Annotated in this window: 17 protein-coding genes; 16 read left to right on the top strand and 1 reads right to left on the bottom strand. The window is 45.7% G+C overall.

Annotated features, from left to right (window positions below; all coding sequences use genetic code 11):
- The first annotated feature begins 43 nt into the window (after positions 1-43).
- From CLV60_RS18425 to tssD (CLV60_RS18380), 9 genes are all read left to right on the top strand, one after another.
- Complete coding sequence (locus CLV60_RS18425) at positions 44-2,542, top strand: ATP-dependent Clp protease ATP-binding subunit (protein WP_106596837.1); 2,499 nt, start codon at positions 44-46, stop codon at positions 2,540-2,542.
- Between the two features lie 20 nt (positions 2,543-2,562).
- Positions 2,563-3,600 carry a hypothetical protein gene (locus CLV60_RS18420; RefSeq protein ID WP_106596836.1) on the top strand — a complete coding sequence of 346 codons (1,038 nt, stop codon included), beginning with the start codon at positions 2,563-2,565 and terminating at the stop codon, positions 3,598-3,600.
- Positions 3,601-3,647: 47 nt separating this feature from the next.
- Positions 3,648-5,021: a hypothetical protein gene (locus CLV60_RS18415; RefSeq protein WP_106596835.1), complete on the top strand. Its 1,374-nt coding sequence runs from the start codon at positions 3,648-3,650 to the stop codon at positions 5,019-5,021.
- A gap of 117 nt (positions 5,022-5,138) precedes the next feature.
- Positions 5,139-5,588 (top strand): hypothetical protein, encoded by a 450-nt coding sequence (locus CLV60_RS18405; RefSeq protein WP_146151572.1) that lies wholly within the window; start codon positions 5,139-5,141, stop codon positions 5,586-5,588.
- Positions 5,589-5,631: 43 nt separating this feature from the next.
- Positions 5,632-7,038, top strand: a complete 1,407-nt coding sequence (locus CLV60_RS18400; protein ID WP_106596832.1) for a type VI secretion system contractile sheath protein TssC — start codon at positions 5,632-5,634, stop codon at positions 7,036-7,038.
- A 19-nt stretch (positions 7,039-7,057) separates the two neighbouring features.
- Entirely contained in the window at positions 7,058-7,459 is a 402-nt protein-coding gene (tssD, locus tag CLV60_RS18395; protein WP_106596831.1) for a type VI secretion system tube protein TssD, read from the top strand.
- A gap of 26 nt (positions 7,460-7,485) precedes the next feature.
- Positions 7,486-7,905 carry a type VI secretion system tube protein TssD gene (tssD, locus tag CLV60_RS18390; protein ID WP_106596830.1) on the top strand — a complete coding sequence of 140 codons (420 nt, stop codon included), beginning with the start codon at positions 7,486-7,488 and terminating at the stop codon, positions 7,903-7,905.
- A gap of 27 nt (positions 7,906-7,932) precedes the next feature.
- Positions 7,933-9,699 (top strand): type VI secretion system Vgr family protein, encoded by a 1,767-nt coding sequence (locus CLV60_RS18385; protein ID WP_106596829.1) that lies wholly within the window; start codon positions 7,933-7,935, stop codon positions 9,697-9,699.
- Positions 9,700-9,746: 47 nt separating this feature from the next.
- A complete protein-coding gene (gene tssD / locus CLV60_RS18380; protein WP_106596828.1) occupies positions 9,747-10,178 on the top strand; it encodes a type VI secretion system tube protein TssD in 432 nt (143 codons plus the stop codon).
- A gap of 41 nt (positions 10,179-10,219) precedes the next feature.
- Here tssD (CLV60_RS18380) and CLV60_RS18375 read toward each other — a convergent pair whose 3' ends face one another.
- Positions 10,220-11,140 (bottom strand): TssN family type VI secretion system protein, encoded by a 921-nt coding sequence (locus CLV60_RS18375; RefSeq protein ID WP_146151571.1) that lies wholly within the window; start codon positions 11,138-11,140, stop codon positions 10,220-10,222.
- A 159-nt stretch (positions 11,141-11,299) separates the two neighbouring features.
- Here CLV60_RS18375 and CLV60_RS34925 point away from each other — a divergent pair, with 159 nt between their 5' ends.
- From CLV60_RS34925 to CLV60_RS18335, 7 genes are all read left to right on the top strand, one after another.
- Positions 11,300-11,773, top strand: coding sequence for a PAAR domain-containing contractile injection system baseplate protein (locus CLV60_RS34925; RefSeq protein ID WP_106596826.1), 474 nt, complete (start codon positions 11,300-11,302; stop codon positions 11,771-11,773).
- Between the two features lie 21 nt (positions 11,774-11,794).
- Complete coding sequence (locus CLV60_RS18365) at positions 11,795-14,653, top strand: RHS repeat domain-containing protein (RefSeq protein WP_106596825.1); 2,859 nt, start codon at positions 11,795-11,797, stop codon at positions 14,651-14,653.
- A 457-nt stretch (positions 14,654-15,110) separates the two neighbouring features.
- Positions 15,111-15,611: a DUF4123 domain-containing protein gene (locus CLV60_RS18355; protein WP_106596823.1), complete on the top strand. Its 501-nt coding sequence runs from the start codon at positions 15,111-15,113 to the stop codon at positions 15,609-15,611.
- Between the two features lie 31 nt (positions 15,612-15,642).
- Positions 15,643-15,885, top strand: coding sequence for a hypothetical protein (locus CLV60_RS18350; RefSeq protein ID WP_106596822.1), 243 nt, complete (start codon positions 15,643-15,645; stop codon positions 15,883-15,885).
- A gap of 39 nt (positions 15,886-15,924) precedes the next feature.
- Entirely contained in the window at positions 15,925-16,266 is a 342-nt protein-coding gene (locus tag CLV60_RS18345; protein ID WP_106596821.1) for a hypothetical protein, read from the top strand.
- Positions 16,267-16,307: 41 nt separating this feature from the next.
- On the top strand, positions 16,308-16,769 hold the full coding sequence (locus tag CLV60_RS18340; RefSeq protein WP_106596820.1) for a GPW/gp25 family protein: 462 nt from the start codon (positions 16,308-16,310) through the stop codon (positions 16,767-16,769).
- 2 nt (positions 16,770-16,771) lie between these two features.
- Complete coding sequence (locus CLV60_RS18335; protein WP_106596819.1) at positions 16,772-18,685, top strand: type VI secretion system baseplate subunit TssF; 1,914 nt, start codon at positions 16,772-16,774, stop codon at positions 18,683-18,685.
- Position 18,686 lies beyond the last annotated feature (1 nt).

Here is an 18,686-nt window from a genome sequence, read left to right as displayed (position 1 = left end):
ATAAATACTATATTTATGAGCTGTTAACCCTTTCTTTATCTCAATGACTCTTTCGGAAGAATCCAAACGTGCGATCCAGATCGCGCAGGCACTTGCACGAGAAAATCAGAATCCGGAGTTTTCTCCTTCTCATTTACTACTAGGTCTGTTTCATAACGACGTTGGACTTGCAACATGGCTGGTTGCGATAGGTAAGGATATTCATTTTTTGCGGGATTGGGCAGAATACCAGCTGGAAGATTTACCCAAATCAAGTCAATTGAATGAAAATCTTGTAGGCGATAACCATGTCCAGGAGGTAGTAAAGCTTGGCGAGTTGGTCGCCCTGCAACTTTCTGCAGGCTTGGTAGAGCCGTTACATTTGCTGGCAGCCTGTATCAAATCCGGTGTTGCATATACGCCGGAGCGTTTGAAATCTTTTCCCGTTACATATAAGGAACTACTGGACGCGGCTGTGGACGATCAATTGATTATTTCGGCTGTTAAACCTCAAAACAAGGAAGCGGGTGCGACCTCTCCGACCCACGTTGACCACGGGAGAAGTCAGCAGGCACTTTTTAAATATGCGGTCGATAAAACAGAACAGGCAAGGGACGGGAAACTGGATCCGATTGTCGGGCGAGATGAAGAATTGCGGCTGATGCTGGAAATCCTTGTTAGGCGGGTAAAGCCTAATGTGTTGCTGGTAGGAGAGCCCGGCGTCGGTAAAACGGCACTGATAGAAGGCTTTGCGCAAGCAATTGTGAACGGGAAAATACCGGCGCGCTTAAAAAATACACAGCTATTTGAGCTGGATCTCGGGGCGCTTGCTGCGGGGGCCTCTTACAAGGGTGAGATCGAAGACAGGATCAAAACGATTATCAGAGAAATTAAACAGTTAGATAAAGCGATATTATTTATTGATGAAATTCATATTCTGCTGAATCCAAACGGTACTTTAGGGTCGGGAGTTGCTCAGCTGCTTAAGCCGGAACTCGCCAGGGGGGAGCTCACGGTGATCGGCGCAACGACGTTAGATGAATTCAGAAAGTACATTGAAAAAGATGAGGCTTTCAGCAGAAGATTTGAAAAATTGACTGTTCCCGAGCCGAACCTGACCATCGCCACGAAAATGGTGGCGAGTTTGCTCCCCCGTTACGAAAAATTCCATAGTCTCAAAACAGACCCGGAAGTTGCTGAGGAGGCTGTGAGGCTGGCCAGCAGGTATATCAAGGACCGGCGCCTCCCGGATGCGGCCATAGATTTGATTGATCGTACCATGGCTGCGATATGCATTACAAGTGAAACTGCGCCGAAAGAATTGGTAGAATTACGTGATGAACTCGCGGGTCTTCCAGAAAGAGTTTCAGGTCTCAATGCAAAAGAACAGCTCCAATCTTACCGTTGGCTCATTCACCAGTTTCAGACAAGAATAAGTCCTATTTTGCGAGAGCAGGTGGAAGAGCAGATACAGCCCGATTCCCTTGAAGTAGCGAGTGAATTGCACAACTACCTGGCGGACCGGATCGAAACTCTCATTCCGCTTGCGGATGTAAAGCGGGACTCCTTGAGCCGTCAGGATGTAGCTGCGATGATATCGGCAAAAACGGGGATTCCGCTGGGGAAACTGCAAACCAGCGAGCGGGAAAAGTTAATGCAGATGGATCTCACGCTGAAAAAGCGGGTTGTTGGACAGGATCATGCCATTACGGCGCTGGCGGCGTCGATATTGGAGGCGAGGGCCGGCTTGAGTGGAGGAAAGCAACCCGTAGGAGCATTTTTCCTGCTAGGGCCTACCGGGACCGGAAAAACGGAGCTGGCAAAGTCGTTAGCAGATTTTCTGTTCAACAACGAAGACTTTATGATCCGTTTCGATATGTCCGAATTTAAGGAAGAGCATTCCGCAGCACTTTTGTATGGTGCGCCTCCGGGTTATGTAGGCTATGAAAACGGAGGTTTACTGGTTAACAGGATCAGAGAAAAGCCTTATTCAGTAGTTTTATTTGATGAAATTGAGAAAGCCCATCCGTCTGTTTTCGACTTGTTTTTGCAAATACTCGACGAGGGCAAGCTGCATGACCGTCTGGGAAAGGAAGGTGATTTCTCGAATGCAATCGTCCTTTTTACTTCTAATATCGGAAGTGAGTTTATTGTAAAATCTTTCGAGGAAGGAAAAATACCCGCCGGTAACGATCTTACAGAATTGATGAGTAAGAAGTTCAGGCCCGAATTTCTGGGGCGTATCAACGAACTCGGAGGTACCATCCCGTTCGCCCCGATCAACGAAGCCAATGCCATATTGATTTTTGGGATTCATTTGAGAGCATTAACGAAGCTTCTCAATAAGCAGGGTATCTCTTTTGAATTGACCACGGAAGCGCACAAATTTCTCGCATTGAATGGTTTTTCTTCCAAATATGGCGCCCGCCCTCTGAAAGGCGTAATCCGCAGCCAGTTGAGACGCCCCATTTCAAGAATGATCATTGCTGGCGAACTAGGTAAGGGACAGTCCCTGACCGTGGACCTGGATGAGGAGAAGGAATTGGTATGGAAGGTAGATTGATTTACTGAACACATTGAATAATGGATTCGTCAGAAACAGTACCCTGGAAATACCTTACCAAGGTAGATATTATTAATCAGGTAAGCCGACAGCAACAATGCGTGATTATTCCTAATCCGTATGAAAACGTTTATGTGCAGGTTTGGGCTAATCCTGCAACGAAACAGGCTCAACTTGTTGTGGACGGAAGGCCATTGTCGGAGTCTGTTCAGGCTGAATTGATCAGGGCATTGAAAAGTCCGACTACGGATTTGATGCTGAAAATCCATGATTCAACGACCGATCCCGCCGGGGATGTGGCCGGTGGCCTGGATGATGGGATTAATGCATTTAATAAGAGGTATCAGATTAAAATTAGTCGGGATACTTTGAGTTTGCAGCAACGAACGGAAAGCGGAGCTTTTAAAAGTATCGCGAAGGTGCAAGCCAACTACCGTACCAATGGTCCTGCTATTGTCCGACCTAATCCCGCCAGTCCCCATCCCGCCGGTTCAAGGGGTTATCGCGCTAAAACACAGCCAATTTCCTCTGGTACACAACAGCTTTTGAAGAAAGGCGGCCAGGGACTTAATGTGATTGGCAGTGAACATTTTAACAAGTTTAGCAGGCGGCTGGGTTATGTCGGAGCCATCGCAGATTCGACTGAAATAGCAAAACACGTTGTAAATAAGGATTACGATAAGGCAAAGCAAAAGGCGGCCGGCGCAGGAGGGAGCATGGCGGGCGGGCGCCTTGGAGCGAGTGCAGGAGCGAGGGCTGGGATGCTGCTGCCTATCCCGCACCCAGTCGCCAGAGTAGCAGTTGTAGCGCTGATGAGTCTTGCAGGTGGTGTTACCGGAGCAATTTATGGAGAAGACGGTGCGAAATGGCTTTATGCACTATCCAAACAAAAAGCGACTGAGCCGTTTAAAGCTTTCCCCACTGATCTCAATAATGATCAGTTCAAAACTTACATAGATAGTAAACGATTGTTTGATCCTGAGCAAGAGGTGTTTGGATATACCAAGGCAAAAGACGGCACCCTGGTACCTCTGAGGCGCTCGGACCTAGGAGAGTAACGTTCCCTTTTAAGGTTTTCTATTACTTAAATCTATCGAATCAGCGTATGGCAAGTCTCCCTCCCGATCTCCTGCCCGCAAATCAAAAGCGGACATTATTTATTGCTCAGTTCACAGATTATGTTGAGGATTGGGCCCCGCTTCCAGAAATTGTTCAAGATTTGACGACTGTTGATGAGGTAATGGCGCATTACCGCCCGCGGATTTCGATTGCGTTGACGGACGAGTCGGGATCGATGCATTATGAGACGTTCAAATTTTCGAAACTGATGGATTTTGAAATGGAATCGCTTCATGAGCAAAGTGCGATTCTCCGAGGTTTGAGACAAAATAAGACGTCGGTCGGCAGAAGTGCTTATGAGATTCAGATTCACCTGGTTTTGCTTGCGATAAGGCCGCTCGAGATAACTTACTGGTCGCTGAGTCTGTTTTTTGAGAACTGCACAAAGGAGGGGTCGATACCGGATAAGATAACCTTCGTGGATTCAGGTTTGGATCAGCTTGATCCCGAGCATTTTGATTATATGGGTGAAGTGCTGCGATTCGTGCAGGACAATGTGCACCGCAGGTACGACAACTTTGATCTGTCGTGCAGCTATTCGCTACTCGTTATACCAGGTTATCTGGGAAGTAGAGCAGCTGTACAGACATGGGCGAATTTTGCGTATCAGCACGATCTGATGCTGGTGACCGACTTCATTGATGAGGGATCAATTAAGCTTCTTTCCGGGATGATGGAGACGGAACAGCTGGCCTCTGATGAAATCAGTAGTGGAAGTGTCATGATGGCTTGCAACTACATTCTGGGAAGAACCAGGTACGAGTTGGTAGGTGAGGATACCGACCTTTATCTTTCCCCGGCCGCTGCATTAGCAGGTAAGATGTATGCTGCGGGAGCCACGGTTGGCCCTTTTGAAAATGGGCTGGTTTCGGCAGGGGACGTTAGGCGAAATTACCGGGCGATCGAAACGAAGTTGCTGGACAGTACAGGGCTGGTGGTTATTACTAAGGAGTCGGGTACTTTATTACCTTATTCCGATCGTACATTGTACACGGGTAAACTGGCCTCGTTTCAGAAAGGGTTCGTTGTACGTATTTTCAACGGCTTAGTAAAAGCGGTGAAACAACTTTTAACAGAAAGAATATTTGAAAAGTGGGATGAGGAAGCAGAAGAGGCCGTTGGTGAGAGAATAACAGAGTTTTTGAAAGAAATAGGGGCAGTTAGCTCATTGATAGAACCCAGGTTTATCATGCGGCCGTATGATAGAGAGCGTATTTTTATAGAACTGGATGAAACGCCATTTCTTCCCAAAAAGACTTTCATTATTAATCTGAATGGAGAGTCCTATTCTGTCGGTAAGCATGATCGTATCGAGTCCATCGACTGGTCAATTGTTCCGGAAGAAGCTAAATCGTTATGATGGTATTTGTATTTTTAACGGTAAATATATTTTTTATTTTTTTTCAAGTGAAACTTATTGAATTTAATAAAATGCTGGTTATTTTAGCTCTTAGTAAAACTCTTCAACACTACCTCTATGAATCCAACTTTAAACATGCCTGGCGCTTGGGCAAATGTAAAGGAAGTGCCACCAAGCCTTTTGCCGATTAACCAAAATCAAACGCTTTATGTGACCAAGTTAACTTCGCATGATATGGGTGCCCCAAATCCAGAGAAGGTGGCCGGCCTAAAATCTGTCGAAGAAGTGTTGGATCAATATAAACCTGAAAAAGGCGTTCTGCTTTCTCAGGAAGATGAAGGAGAGGTAGAACAGCTTTTCACTTTTCGAAAAATGGGTGACTTTACGCAGCCCGGTCTCATTAATCAGAGCCCACTTTTGCAGTCACAAGCTGCCAAAATCCAGGATTTGAAGAAGATTAATCTCCATTTGCGGTCTAATAAAATGCTGCAAAAAGTTTTGCAGAATGCTGAGTCTCGTCGTTTATTTCGGGAGATGATCGAACAGATGCTTAGCGAACTCGCTTAGAATTTCCTTTCCTATATTCTCACCCTTTTCAACTACAAAGTAGATGGAACCCCAATCAGGAGCCCCCTCCAATCAGGTAGAGCATGCCCAAAAAGAAGTTTCGCAATTGGAAACACTTGTTTCCGAGTTGAAAAAACTCAGGATAGGCGATTTCAAAATGCTCGAAACCATTATTCCCGGTACGGAAAACCTTAATCCAGATCGTGGAAATAAACGCCAGCTATGGCTGAATGATCCAGCAGAAGGAAGAAAGAGTGATCGCTTAAAATTAAAGAATCGTCTGGAGATCTGGCGAGACCTGCTGGCCAACGATAGCAATGATGCAGCTGTTATCACCAAGACGGCAGAAAGCCAGCAGAAATCGTTAGAAGCACTTTTGAATAGCAACCTTCTAAAAACTGTTTCTGCAACGCATGAGCTTGAAAGTACGTATCGTGGAATTGCTTCTTTTTACATTAACGCGGAAACGAGCGGTTTAAAGGTTCGGAATGTAGTTTTTGTGGATGCTGCCTTGGATCAGCTCAATCCTGAACACATTGATTACATGGGCGAGACACTGGACTATATCAAGAATTCGATTCACCAGGTTTACAATCAGTTTGACCTCACTGATAGCTATTCTCTGGTCGTAATTCCCGGCTATTTGGGTGGAAAAGTGGCCGTGGATACCTGGGCCAAAATTGCACACGATCATAAATTGATGCTTATAACGGATTTTATCAATGAGGATTCCCTGGAAATGATTCTGGGCACTTTCGAATCGGATAAGATCGCTTCCGATGAGGCCAGATATAGTAATGTATTAATGGCTTCCAACTATGTTGTGGGCCGTGGTAAGTACGAGGATTTGGGAGAGGAAGAAGATTTGTATGTTAATCCATCGGCTCCGCTTGCCGGAAAAGTTTATATGAATCTTATTTCGCAAGCCTCAATGGGATTGCAGTATGGAGCGTTGGAGCAAGCCGATGGAGTGCGTCTGGATTTGCTGAAGACGGAGGTAGGTGAGTTAGAAGGATTAGGATTGATACCAATGACCAAAGCATTTGGAAAAGTAATCCCATTCTCGGCGCGCACTTTATATAACGGATCGAACGTGGGGTTGAAAACGTATTCTGTGGTACGTGTGTTCGATTGGATAATGAAGGTACTTATGCATTTTCTTAATAAGCGCGCGGGAGAGAACTGGAGCGGTAAAGTGGAAAGTAATATCAAATTAGAGATTATCCGTTTTCTGGATAGTATAACCGGCCCTGGAAAAATAATTGACAAATTTGAAACTCCGCAGTTCAAGCAAGATCCCGACAATCCTACCCGGGTGTTTCTAGATATTAATATTACGCCGTTTTTTCCTGCGAAAACCTTTGTGATTAATTTGACTGGTGAAGAAGGTCGTGACCCAAATACGGGACGTCGCGGTTCTTTCGAAGGTAGTATGAAACAGAGAGATTAATCAGTACCGTTCATTATTCATGCCTAGCTTTGTTGCCTACCTGACCGTCGGATCGTTTCACACGGATCTCAACTATATCTATCTGGACATTAACCAGGCGGTGGACTCTTTGGGTAGGCCTGCCTCCATGACCAGAGGCGGGAAAATTACAGTGGAATTTAATTCAACGAACGATTTTTTGGTGGCGGAATGGATGGTTGAACCCACTATGCGAATGGATGGGAACATTAGATTTATGAATCTGGACTCTCGGAGTACATTGAAAGAGATTGTTTTTTCAAATGCCTACTGCATTGATTTTCATGAACGGTTTGACGGTACGGATAATAGCAGTCAAATGGTAACAATCATTACTATTTCGCCGGAGAAAATCAATGTGGGAGGAATTGAGTTGGATAATAAGTGGCCTGAAACGGAATAGGCAACCGAACACTTTATTTAATTGATATGCCTGCTTCATTTGTCGCGGAGTTCAGGGTTGCTGATGCTTCGTATACCATCCTGACCTGTGACTACCAGATGTCCCAGCCGACAGACGCGCGTGGACGTCCCACAGCCGGCGTGCGAAGTGGGTTGCTCAGGGTATCGTTAATGGGAGCGAATTACCAGGTACTTACTCATTGGGCGATCAACCCTTTTAAGGCTCACGACGGTGAAATTGTCTTCAAGGACCGTAGCGGTAAGACCTTGAAAACATTGACTTTCAAACAAGGATATTGCGTTTCATACCGTGAAATTTTTACGCCCTTCGACGGTGAAGCGGTTGCGTACAGCTTTGATTTGGGTATCACCGCAGCAAAAATTACACTTCTAGGCGACGCGTTGCACGATAGTCAATGGCTCGACTGGAAATTTGGCAGTCGCTGAGTTTCACGTACCTCTTTTATTATTCGGATGGCACAACAAGTAGAAGTGAAGGTTACAGTAGGCCAGAAAGTTATCTCGCATTTTACAAGTTTGCGGATAGATCAGTCTATGTTCACGCATCATACATTTGCCATTGTTGTTCCTTTTGAAACCCTTGAAAGTAAAAACGAATTCTTTTTCAAGAGCGCACATCAGGATATTTGCGGCAAGCCTATTTCAATTGCTTTCAGACCATTGTTTAAGGATGTGACTGCGAGTTTTCAATTTAATGGCGTGGTTACGGAGCTCGTGCTTCAGAATGATAGCGAGCTCGTAAATTCTTATCTGATAAAAGGATACAGTCCTACTTTTCTTGCTGAGGACGGCGTGCAGCGGAGGGCATTTTTGAGTCAGACACTAGCGCAGATCATGTCCGGCGTGTTACAGGCTTATCCGCAAAATGTACTACCCAGGAGCATTTCTCCCCAATACGGAGGAGCAATTGATTACAAAGCGCAGTATGACGAGAGCAACTTCGACTTTCTGAACCGGCTTGCTTCCGAATACGGGGAGTGGTTCTATTATGACGGTACAAAACTCGTGGTAGGCAAAGTCTCCAGCCGGACGGAGCAATTTACCGTCGACGGCATTCAAAACTATGATATGGCTATCGGGCTGAAACCAACCCGGTTTGGGATGTCCCATTACAATTATGCGAAGCACAAGGATTTTGCGAGTGCCGGTGGGCCTGTGTCGTTGGGAGGCTTGGGCGGTTTTGCATATCAGAAGTCTTCCAGTCTTTTTGGTCAGTCGGCACAGCTCTGGCCACTCCGCGATATTCAGATGCAATCAGAACTCGATGAGGCCGTGGAAACGCTCAATGCGACCAATGCAGCTGATTTGGTAAAGTTTCAGGGTTCAGGAGAAAACCCGAACCTGAATGTCGGTGTGATCGTGAATGTAACGACGCAAAAGCTGATCAAGCCAGGGAAATATAAGCAAGAGAGTGTGGGGCAGTTCAGGATTACTGCCATTTCGCACACGGTCGATAATATTGGCAACTATGAAAATTTTTTCGAGGCGATACCGGCGTCCACGAATTACCCACCTCGTAATCCGGAAGTAAGGATGCCGATATCGCTGCCGGAGATAGCGACTGTGATCAAAAATGAAGACCCGAAAAAACTGGGACGTGTGCGTGTTCAATTCCATTGGCCTAACCAGTTGCAGGGTAAATCGTCGTGGATACGCGTCACTTTGCCTTACACAGGATCGTCGAGAGGGATGCTGTTTATACCCGAGCCCGGCGATCAGGTCCTGATAAGCTATGAGGCCAATCACGTTGATTTTCCTGTAATAGTGGGAAGTATTTATCATAAGTCACCGGCCAATGACTATTGGTTCGACGACAACGATCAGAAATTCATCCGGACACGTGGTGGGAATAAGATTGTCTTTAAAGATAAAAAAGGTGAGCAGGAGCTTTTCATAACCAATGCCAACAAAAAGGGCACGAGCCTCCATTTTTCTTTCAAGGACGATGGGACGATTACGATGAAGACGGAAGGGCTGATTCAGCTTGAGGCAAAGAATATCAAAATGACCGCGAAGGAAAACATTGAAATGAATGCCAGGAATATGATCGTAAAAGTGCAGCAGGATTTGAAATCAACAGCAAGGAATACCTCATCCCAGTCGCAGCAGGAGGTGAGTATCAGTTCAGGACAAGAGGCGAATGTTAAATCTACGATGGTAAATGTGAAAGGAGGAGGAACAGTGGATGTGAAGGCTCCTATGATCAAATTGAATTCTTAAACAAGTCATACTACTAGTAACTCTCACTGTTAAACCCAATTCACATTATGGCACAGCAAGCATCAGCAAGTATAGCATACTTCCAGGCGACAGGATTCTCACAAACAGAAGTCGAAACGTGTTTTTATCAGCTCAACCGACCTATTGATCAAAAAGGACGTCCTGCCGGTGTAACGCAGGGAGGAACTATCACCGTTGAACTTGTATCCAACAAAGATACGAGCCCTCTGGCAGAGTGGATAACTGACCCATTTAAAGAAGGTGATGGAACTATCGAGTTTTATGATGCCGTACAACAGCAGGTTAAAACCGTGCAGTTCAACAATGCGCGGTGCATCGGCTATTCCGAAAGATTTGACAGAATTCCAAATCCGATGACGCCCAACCGCCCGGCTATGACAATGACACTTACCATTTCGGCTGAGAAGATCGTTATCGGCGATGCAGAGCACAATAATAATTGGGACGACAAGAGATAAAGCACGCAGGTGAGCTTGCATAAAAGCTCACCTGATAATTGCTAGTCGTGCTTTGGAACCAATCTGCGGGCAATAATCCTGGCGCCATTCGTCACATAATTCTCAGGACAATTGCGATAGGGATCGATGTAAAGGTTATTCCGCCACCAGGATCGCTGAACATAGAAATGCCATTCATAGAGATTGGTATAGGAATCCGGGTTCATCGGATCTCTCACGTCGATTTGCCGCAAGGGTTCGGCTGCATTATGTTCGTTGATGGCTAGCTGAAAGGCTTCACCAATGGCCAGTTTGTTCGGTATATCTGTTACAATATCGTATATTTTTTGCTCGCCGAGTTGAAGATCAAGTACGAAAATAACGTCGGTCATGTGTTTCAAATCCGCTGCCGATAGTTTCGGACGGAGCATGGAGGGATCGTATTTCCATACTTTATAAATCTTGGCAGGAATGCGTTGGTAAGCATCGAAAGCCCAGGTAATAAAATAGGGAAGAAGGAATACCGGGATGATTGTAATTAGTGGCCTGACGAATATTTTGTAATCTTCATTTGTTGAGCCGTCTGTAAAGCCAAACATTTTAGGAGAATAGGAAACTAAAAACATCGCGAGCCCGGCAATAATACTCATCAGAAAAGTCATAAGTGTGCCGAGCAAATAATCGTCTGATGTAATCCACGGCATTCCCCAGCGCAGCGTGCTAACATGTAGCCAGCCAATCAGTAATACCACTAGAAGAGTGATGTTGTAGTTCCAGAAAGCCAGATTTTCCGAGGATGCGAGCATTTTGGCAGCCATAAAATAACCGAGAAAACCAATTCCACAGAATACAAGGAATACCGCCATCATATAAATAAGCGTATTCCGGATAGGGACATTTCTCATTAATCCACTTCGTGCACGTCCTACGGTTTGACTTGCAATGGAGCGGGCTTCATTTTGAGGGTTAAAAAAAGAACTCATTTTTGATGAAGGGGGGATAAGTGGTGATATTCAAATCTATAATAAATTGTAATAATATCGAAAAGATAAACTTAAATAGTTGAGTTAATATTGAGTTAAGCTAATCAGAATAGAAAATTAATTCGGAAGAAAAATAATAATCCAAAGAAACAAATACAAATGGGAAGACCCGCAGCCAGAGTTGGTGATCCTCATATTTGTCCGATGTTCGACGGACTCAAACCGCATGTAGGCGGGCCCGTACTCCCACCCGGAAAGCCGACCGTGATGATAGGAGGTATGCCTGCGGCGACGGTCAGTGACCGATGCCTGTGCGCCAGTGCGCCGGATGTGATCATTCAGGGTTCCGCCTCGGTGGTGATCAATGGTCTTCCTGCTGCCCGCATGGGAGATGCCACGATGCACGGAGGCAGAATTATCTTGGGCTGTCCCACCGTTCTGATCGGCGATTTCGGTATGGTTACGCCGGATATGATTACGAATATGATCGATTTTCGAACAGAACGCCCGGGCATTACGCAAGATACAAGTAGGCCTTACGTGTTGGCAGGGGCTGGTGGGGGTGGGGCCGCTCAGATAAGTTCAGCGCTTGCTGCCGCGAAAGATGGAACTCCATTTATGGAAAAATGTTGAACACCATAATTTCGGAACCGCATGTTCATTGTCAAACGTAGCCAACTGGAAGCTTTTCGGCAACCTATGCGTGAAATAGCAAATGCGGACTTAATTCAGGCCCTGCGTTCAGATGGGTTCGGCGTAACTATTTCTGTTGACAAAAGTATAGTTACGCTTTCCGACGAATCCGGAAGTCGAACAGTGCTTCAATATAACCAAGCCAAATTGCTGTCAGGTATTACCAAGCAGTCTGGAGCAATATATGAATTGGATCATGATCATCATGGGCGCTTAAAAACGTTTCGCTACCCCGATGGCAGCGAGTTGTATTTTAAGTTTGATAGTGGACAACTTCGGCAAATAGGTGCTCCTGGCAAAAATTATCAATTCGCGTACGATGGAAACCGGTTAAATCAGATAATTTATCCGGGAAATAAGTTCAGGCAGTTCTTTTTCGATGACTTTGGGGCCATTTTAGCTTCTATCGATCGAATGGGAGAAACTTACCAATTCCATAGAAATGAAGTTGGGCAGATTTATTGTATTACTGATCCCTCGGGAAAAGAGCTTTGTTTCGAGTATGATCAAGCCGGGTTGTTGGCAAAACTTATTTATCCCGATAAAACGGAGCAATCGTATCTCTACGACGAAGAGAATGATACGCTTTTTTTGAGTCTTAGGGATGGCCAGGGTTTTAGTCAGCGATTTGATGGCGAATTAATTACGGAACTCGCCTGGGAGAATGGTCCAGCTGTTCAGTTTGGTTATGATAGTTCCGGTATTCTGACTTCGATAAATAATGATTTAGTTACTGTCAAGCTGGACTATAATGAACAAAATCAATTAATAGAGGAAGATTGTGCGTTGGGCAAAGTCAGATTTGGATATGACAGCCGCGGTAGATTAAGTAGGTACGAGCTGCCCTCGGGCTTGTCAGTAGAATATGAATTTAATACCGAAAGCCAAATTGTTGCATTACGGGTTGCCGGTCAATCCATTCGATATGTTTACAATGATAAAGACCTCCTGACATCGATTCATTACCCGAATGGGTTGAATGAATATCAGGACAATTCGCATGTTCAGGGTTTACAGCGAACTAGCATCAAGGATTCAAATGGACAGGTTGTTTCGGAGCAACTTTATGAGTATGATAGTTGGGATAGGCTTTCCAAGTATCGGGATGCGGCCAATCGACAAGACTTTAAATTGATTTATGACGATGAATGTCACCTTACGGCATTACTTGACAACGAGAGCGGCCGGGTTATAGAATATTTCGAATATGACACTACGGGAAATTTAAATTCTCATAACGGAAGGCGCGTCGGTACGGGTTTAATGAACGAGATCGGAAGCTTTGGAAACCTGACGATCCGGTATGACCCGCTCGGGAATTTAAACAGTTTCCAAGGTAGTAAAGGTGAGATGCAGTGTTTTTTTGCCCGTAACGGCATCTTAACAGAAGTTGCGACGGTAAATGAGATCTGGCGCTATACTTATGACGGGATAGGGCGGCGGATTGAGAAAACGGATGGCGTAAATACGTGGAAGTTTGGTTGGTCTGGCTCAAAGCTAGTAGTAGAAGAACATCACATCCGGGGAGTCGTACTGTCGTTACGTGAATACATTTATTTGCCTGATAACGACGTACCGATCGGCTTTTATGAAAGTGGGAGACTTTACTGGATGCAATCCGACGTACGCGGCGCGATCATACGGGTATTTGATACCAAAGGCCAGCTGGTTTGGCATGCAAGTTACTCTGCCTTTGGCGAAACGGTTTTGTATCGAGATAATATTCGGCAGCCATGGCGGTTGATGGGACAGTATGAGGATGCTGAAACCGGCTTGCATTATAACCTGGCCAGATACTATTGCCCCTGGCTGGCAACATACCTAAGCCTAGACCCTGAATGGCTTAATTTGGAAACGTTGTATTACGGCTATGCCCGCAATGATCCTTACAATAGATCGGATCCCTACGGGAATGTTGCCCCATTACTCATGGCTGTCGGCGTCGGTGCGTTGGTAGGAGGAGTTGTTAGTGGCGCTATGAAAGCGATTGAAGGGGGCGGAATTAGCGAGATAGCGGGTGCAGCAGCAAGCGGCGCCTTGTCGGGGGTCGGAGCCACTTTGGGGGGCATAGTGGGGTTTGCCGTTGGTGGTCCTGCCGGTGCTTACGCCGGGATGGTAGCGGGTACTGGGGCTGGCGGTTTTTTGGGTAGTATGGCTGGCCGCGCCGTTAAAGGTGAAGATGTCTTTACGAGTTGTGCTTTACAAGGAGCAAGAGAGGATGCGATGGGTGAGACGGCCTTCGCTGCTGCACTGCCTATTGCCGGGAAGGTATTGGGGCCCGTTTTGAGGCCAATTGGGAAGAGGCTTGCTGGCACGAGATTAGGGACGGCTGGTTTGACTGCAACAAAAAGAGCAGTTGCACAGGTTAAAGGAACCGTTTCTAAACTTGGTCCTGGTGTGCTACTTGCTGGAAAGCCAATAAAAAGAGTCAAGCGAGGAAACCCGAGAAAGGTTGCTGTTATAGGTCGTAGGATGAAGGGCCACGTGGAGGATGCTATGGTTGATTTAGAGTCACAAGGGGTTGAAATCGAGTTATTTAATAAGGAAGGGCAAAAGAAAAATATTTTTGACATAGATGGAAAGAAATATAGATGGAGTGATATTGAAAATGATTTTGCAAATTCATCAAAATATACAAGGGACGATAAGGGATGGATTGAGCGCGAGGATTTGCCGGAAACATTAATGTACAAGGCGAACAAGCAATGGGCCGAAAAATTGAAAAGCGAAGGCTATACTGTTATCGATATGGGATACCCAGATGATATGAATTCCACTAGCTTATTTTATGACATTGAAACAAGAACCCTTTTTGATTGATTATGTATAGTCAATATACTAACCAGTTTTCGCATGCCGTCGAGACCGAGATGAAGGTTTTGATGGAGTTGGGTTATCGCACTGAACCATTAGATACTTTCAACGAGGACGATGAGCTTCTTATTTTTTGTCGCTTGGTGGTTACTAATTCTGCTCTGAATCGATCGGTTTATTTCGATTTTATGCCGCGTGATATTTACCAGATTGACATATTTATTGAAGATAGTCTTAGTGAAATTTCTTTTTCGATTTCAGATTATCTAACTTATGAGAGGACCGCGCAGCCTATCCGACAGTCCACTTCTTTTCGATTGGATAAAAATGACTTCGAGGAACAATTGAAGCGGTTATTGAGGGAAGTCAATTCTTTACTCAATTATCAGCTTCGCAGTGTTATGGAAGGGAAAGTTATGGTAAGGATACCTTCGCAAGATTTAAGGGACGACTATTGAACGCAATGGCTAAATTCCACCTCCTAGACGCGGCCCGAATGGGATTTTCGATGGACAGTGCAAAATTGCGCAATTCCAGGTGCGATTCACTCTATCGCGGCAGAAGCGAAGAAGAATATGCTGCAATTGCACCATACCTTTTTCAATACGACCTGGAAGATGATTTTGATCTTTGGTTACGGGAGAATGCTGGCCAGTCGTGGGGTATTGGCCTTGTAGCAAATGAGCCTATGGAAGTAGTACACAAGCATTTTAGGAAGTTTCTCTTGGTTCAGGCGGAAGACGGGCAGGAATTGTATTTCAGGTTTTACGATCCGCGCGTTTTACGTGTCTTTCTTCCAACCTGTGACCCGGAGCAGCTGAAGGAGTTTTTTGGTCCGGTTCTGGAATTTCATATTGAAGATCCCATTAATCAGCATATGTTAGTATGCAGGCAGAACGATGGCTTTTTGAAAGTGGAAAAATACCCTTGGAATTTCAGCGAGCTTAACAATTTAATGAATTAACTCTCAGTTGAAACTTAACCCTCACTACATTATGCCCTACTTCAACGTCCAACCGAAATTCGTATACAAAGGGAAGATAGTCCATCTCAAGGAAAGCCTTCCGCTTGGTTTCGGGAATACGCATCCGATTCCGAAGAGTATGTATTACAATCCGGCATATGTCGAAAGCGAAGGTTTTGAGGGCGGTATATTAAAGATCCGCTATAATGGCGAACTACTTCATTTTAACGTCATGTCCGCGGAGAAGTACCTGGAATGCGATCCGTGGATCTGAGGTTTTCAATGAGATTTAATATCACCATCATAAAGAAGTATGGACAACAATGCAGGAAGCCGTCATATTGCCTTGCAAGAGTGTGAAGCGGCGGGACCAGGTACCGTTGGCGCAGTGATTGCCGCGATATTGAAATCAAAGGCGCTTGCCTGGACGGTCAAATATGAAATTGCCAGTGCCGGGATTGGGGCGTTCTACCAACGTCAGGACATCCGGGTTATTCTGAGGAGCTCTTGGACAGACGCCAATCTCCATACGTTGTCGGTTCATGAGACGGAATTTTACCGTACGCAGCCAGGCAGCGCAGGCGTTGTAGGCAGATTGCTGGGCGCGGATGAGCGATATTTTGCGCTACGTATCGCACGAGATCACATGTTCTGATCCGCCTTTACATGTTTCGCTGACTTTCTAAACTGTTCGTTATGCCTGACCATTACTATCGAATACCATTGCGACTGGACCTCATCACTAACAGAGGAGAGGGGCAGTTGGAGACCTCCAATGCACGTGAATTGATGTGTTCACTGGAAGAATCTATCTGGAATCATATCTATCTCATTCTCACCACGGCCTATCGGGAAGTGCGGTTCGATACGACATTCGGCAGTGCCATCTGGGAATACGATCTTATCGCAGGTAGCGATGTGAATGAGATTCGTTGGGAAGGCGAGATCAAAGACCTTGTCGAAGACAGTATCCGTCATTATGAACAAAGATTAGAATCGATACAGGTCAAAGTTAAGCTTCACCTGAGTGCGCAGAAAGACGCCCACAAACGGCTGTCTATCACCATTACCGGCAAAATACGATCGATGGAGCGGCAGACATTCACTTTTGAACGCGATATTATCATTGCTCCTTTCATAGCCGAATCATTGAAATAACTATGAGTTTAAACACTTCCGATTTTACCAGGGATGAGGTACGCAGGCGTATGGTGGAGCGTGCTGCCAATATCTGGCAAATGCGCGCCAGAGATGTCGATACGGCAGATCCGCTGGTGGGCTATCTGATGGATGCCTGCGCTTTTGAGTTTGAAAACACTTCAAAAGTGATAGAGTCGACACGTCAGCGTATTATCGATAGGCTGGCAAGTGTTATGTGTCCAGAGGTAATTGACTTGCCACGTCCGGCCCATGCCATCGTCGCATGCCGGCCTGAAAGTCCGGTTGTGGACCTTTCGGAATCGGCCCAGTTCTTTCACCGGCAACCGAGCGGGGGGACTGAGGGTTATAGAGACGTTATGTTTTCCCCTGTGATTAAAACCCGGCTGGTTAATGCCGAAGTAAAGTTTATCCTCACTGAGCAGGAGGTGTTTCACATCAGAGGACGCGACAGGTTGTCTATCCACCAACTCCCCCAGTTTGAACACACGACCAGCTACCAATCGGTATGGTTGGGATTGGAAGTCGACAAAGACCTATCATCTCTTTCTGATCTGTGTTTCTATTTTGATTGGGAAAACAAACCACATTCGGTAAAAGCGGCGTTCTGTCGGAAAGTTCAGGATAAAAGGCAGACAAGCTGGTGGCTGAATGACCAACCGCTGCAGGTCCGCACCGGTATTCATTCTCCTTTGGAGGAGGCAGGATATGAGCAGGCGTCGGATACTACGTATGGCGAACAGCTCATTGCAAGGGAGCTTGACGGACTCTGGCAATTGGAATCGGAGGTAATAAGCTATTACGAGCAGTCGTTCGTCACGCTGGAAAACATTCCATCGACGCAGGATTACGATTACACCAGATTACCTTATCCCCCGGGATTTGAATTGCCTGATCAACTGGTACAGCGTTTTTTTGCCAATAAGTTGCTCTGGCTGGAGATTCGTTTTCGTCGCGACGTTCCGAAAACCGAGCTTTCGAAAATGGATGTTCGTACGAACTGTTTTCCTGTAATGAACCGGAGGAAAAATGAAAACTATCAACGTCTTCAGCAGTCCATCAATGTGTACCCTCTTATATCCCCGGAAGAGTTTCTTTTTATGAAAAGGGTGTACTATGCGGATGGAAGTGACCTTTACAGATCTTCTCCCATCAGGAATGCTGATGAAATGGAAAACAATTCATTTATGTACCGGGCGCAGGGAGTAGGAAGGTTTGATGTGCGCGATGCCCGCGAAGTGTTGCATTATGTGCAACAATTACTTCGGGAGGAGAACAGGGCGTTTTCGGCTCTCGGTACAGGGGCTTTTACAGAAATCATTGATAGCCTGACCAAGAGCCTTAATGAATTAAAAGTGAAATTGGACAGAGACTTGGTAAATAGTTTCAAAATAGGGCATCCTTACATTTTTGTGAAACCCAGGGACGAATCTGATTCCAATGTTTATATCGAGTTCTGGAGTACTAATGGCGCCGGAGGAAACGGCATTCGGGCAGGGTCGAAGATAAACGTACATGATACCGCGTTTGGTCTGGATGAATCAAGTTTGCTGCTTCTGACCGACACTGTGGATGGCCGAGATAAGCCGGAGATTACTGAAAAAGAACTGATCCTGCGCAGGACGTTGCTTACACGAAACAGACTGGTGACACCACAGGATGTACAGGCAGCATGTCAGACGTTTTTTCATGGCCGTGCGGGCGATCAGGTAATCAGGGTCGAAGTAGAAAAAGGTTTCGCTGACGGTCTGATCGAAGGTGCTGGTTATGTGCGATGCCTCGACGTCTGGATTATTCCCTCTTACCCCGAAGCTCTCAGTGCTGACGACTGGGACAATGAATGTGAGCGTTGCCGTCACCATCTGACAAGTCAGTCATCCACCATCCTGCCTTATCGGGTAAGAGTTAAACAATAGA

The sequence above is a fragment of the Dyadobacter jiangsuensis genome, from assembly GCF_003014695.1.
GTDB classification, from domain to species: Bacteria; Bacteroidota; Bacteroidia; order Cytophagales; family Spirosomataceae; genus Dyadobacter; species Dyadobacter jiangsuensis.
This window is presented reverse-complemented; position numbering and strand designations above follow the sequence as displayed.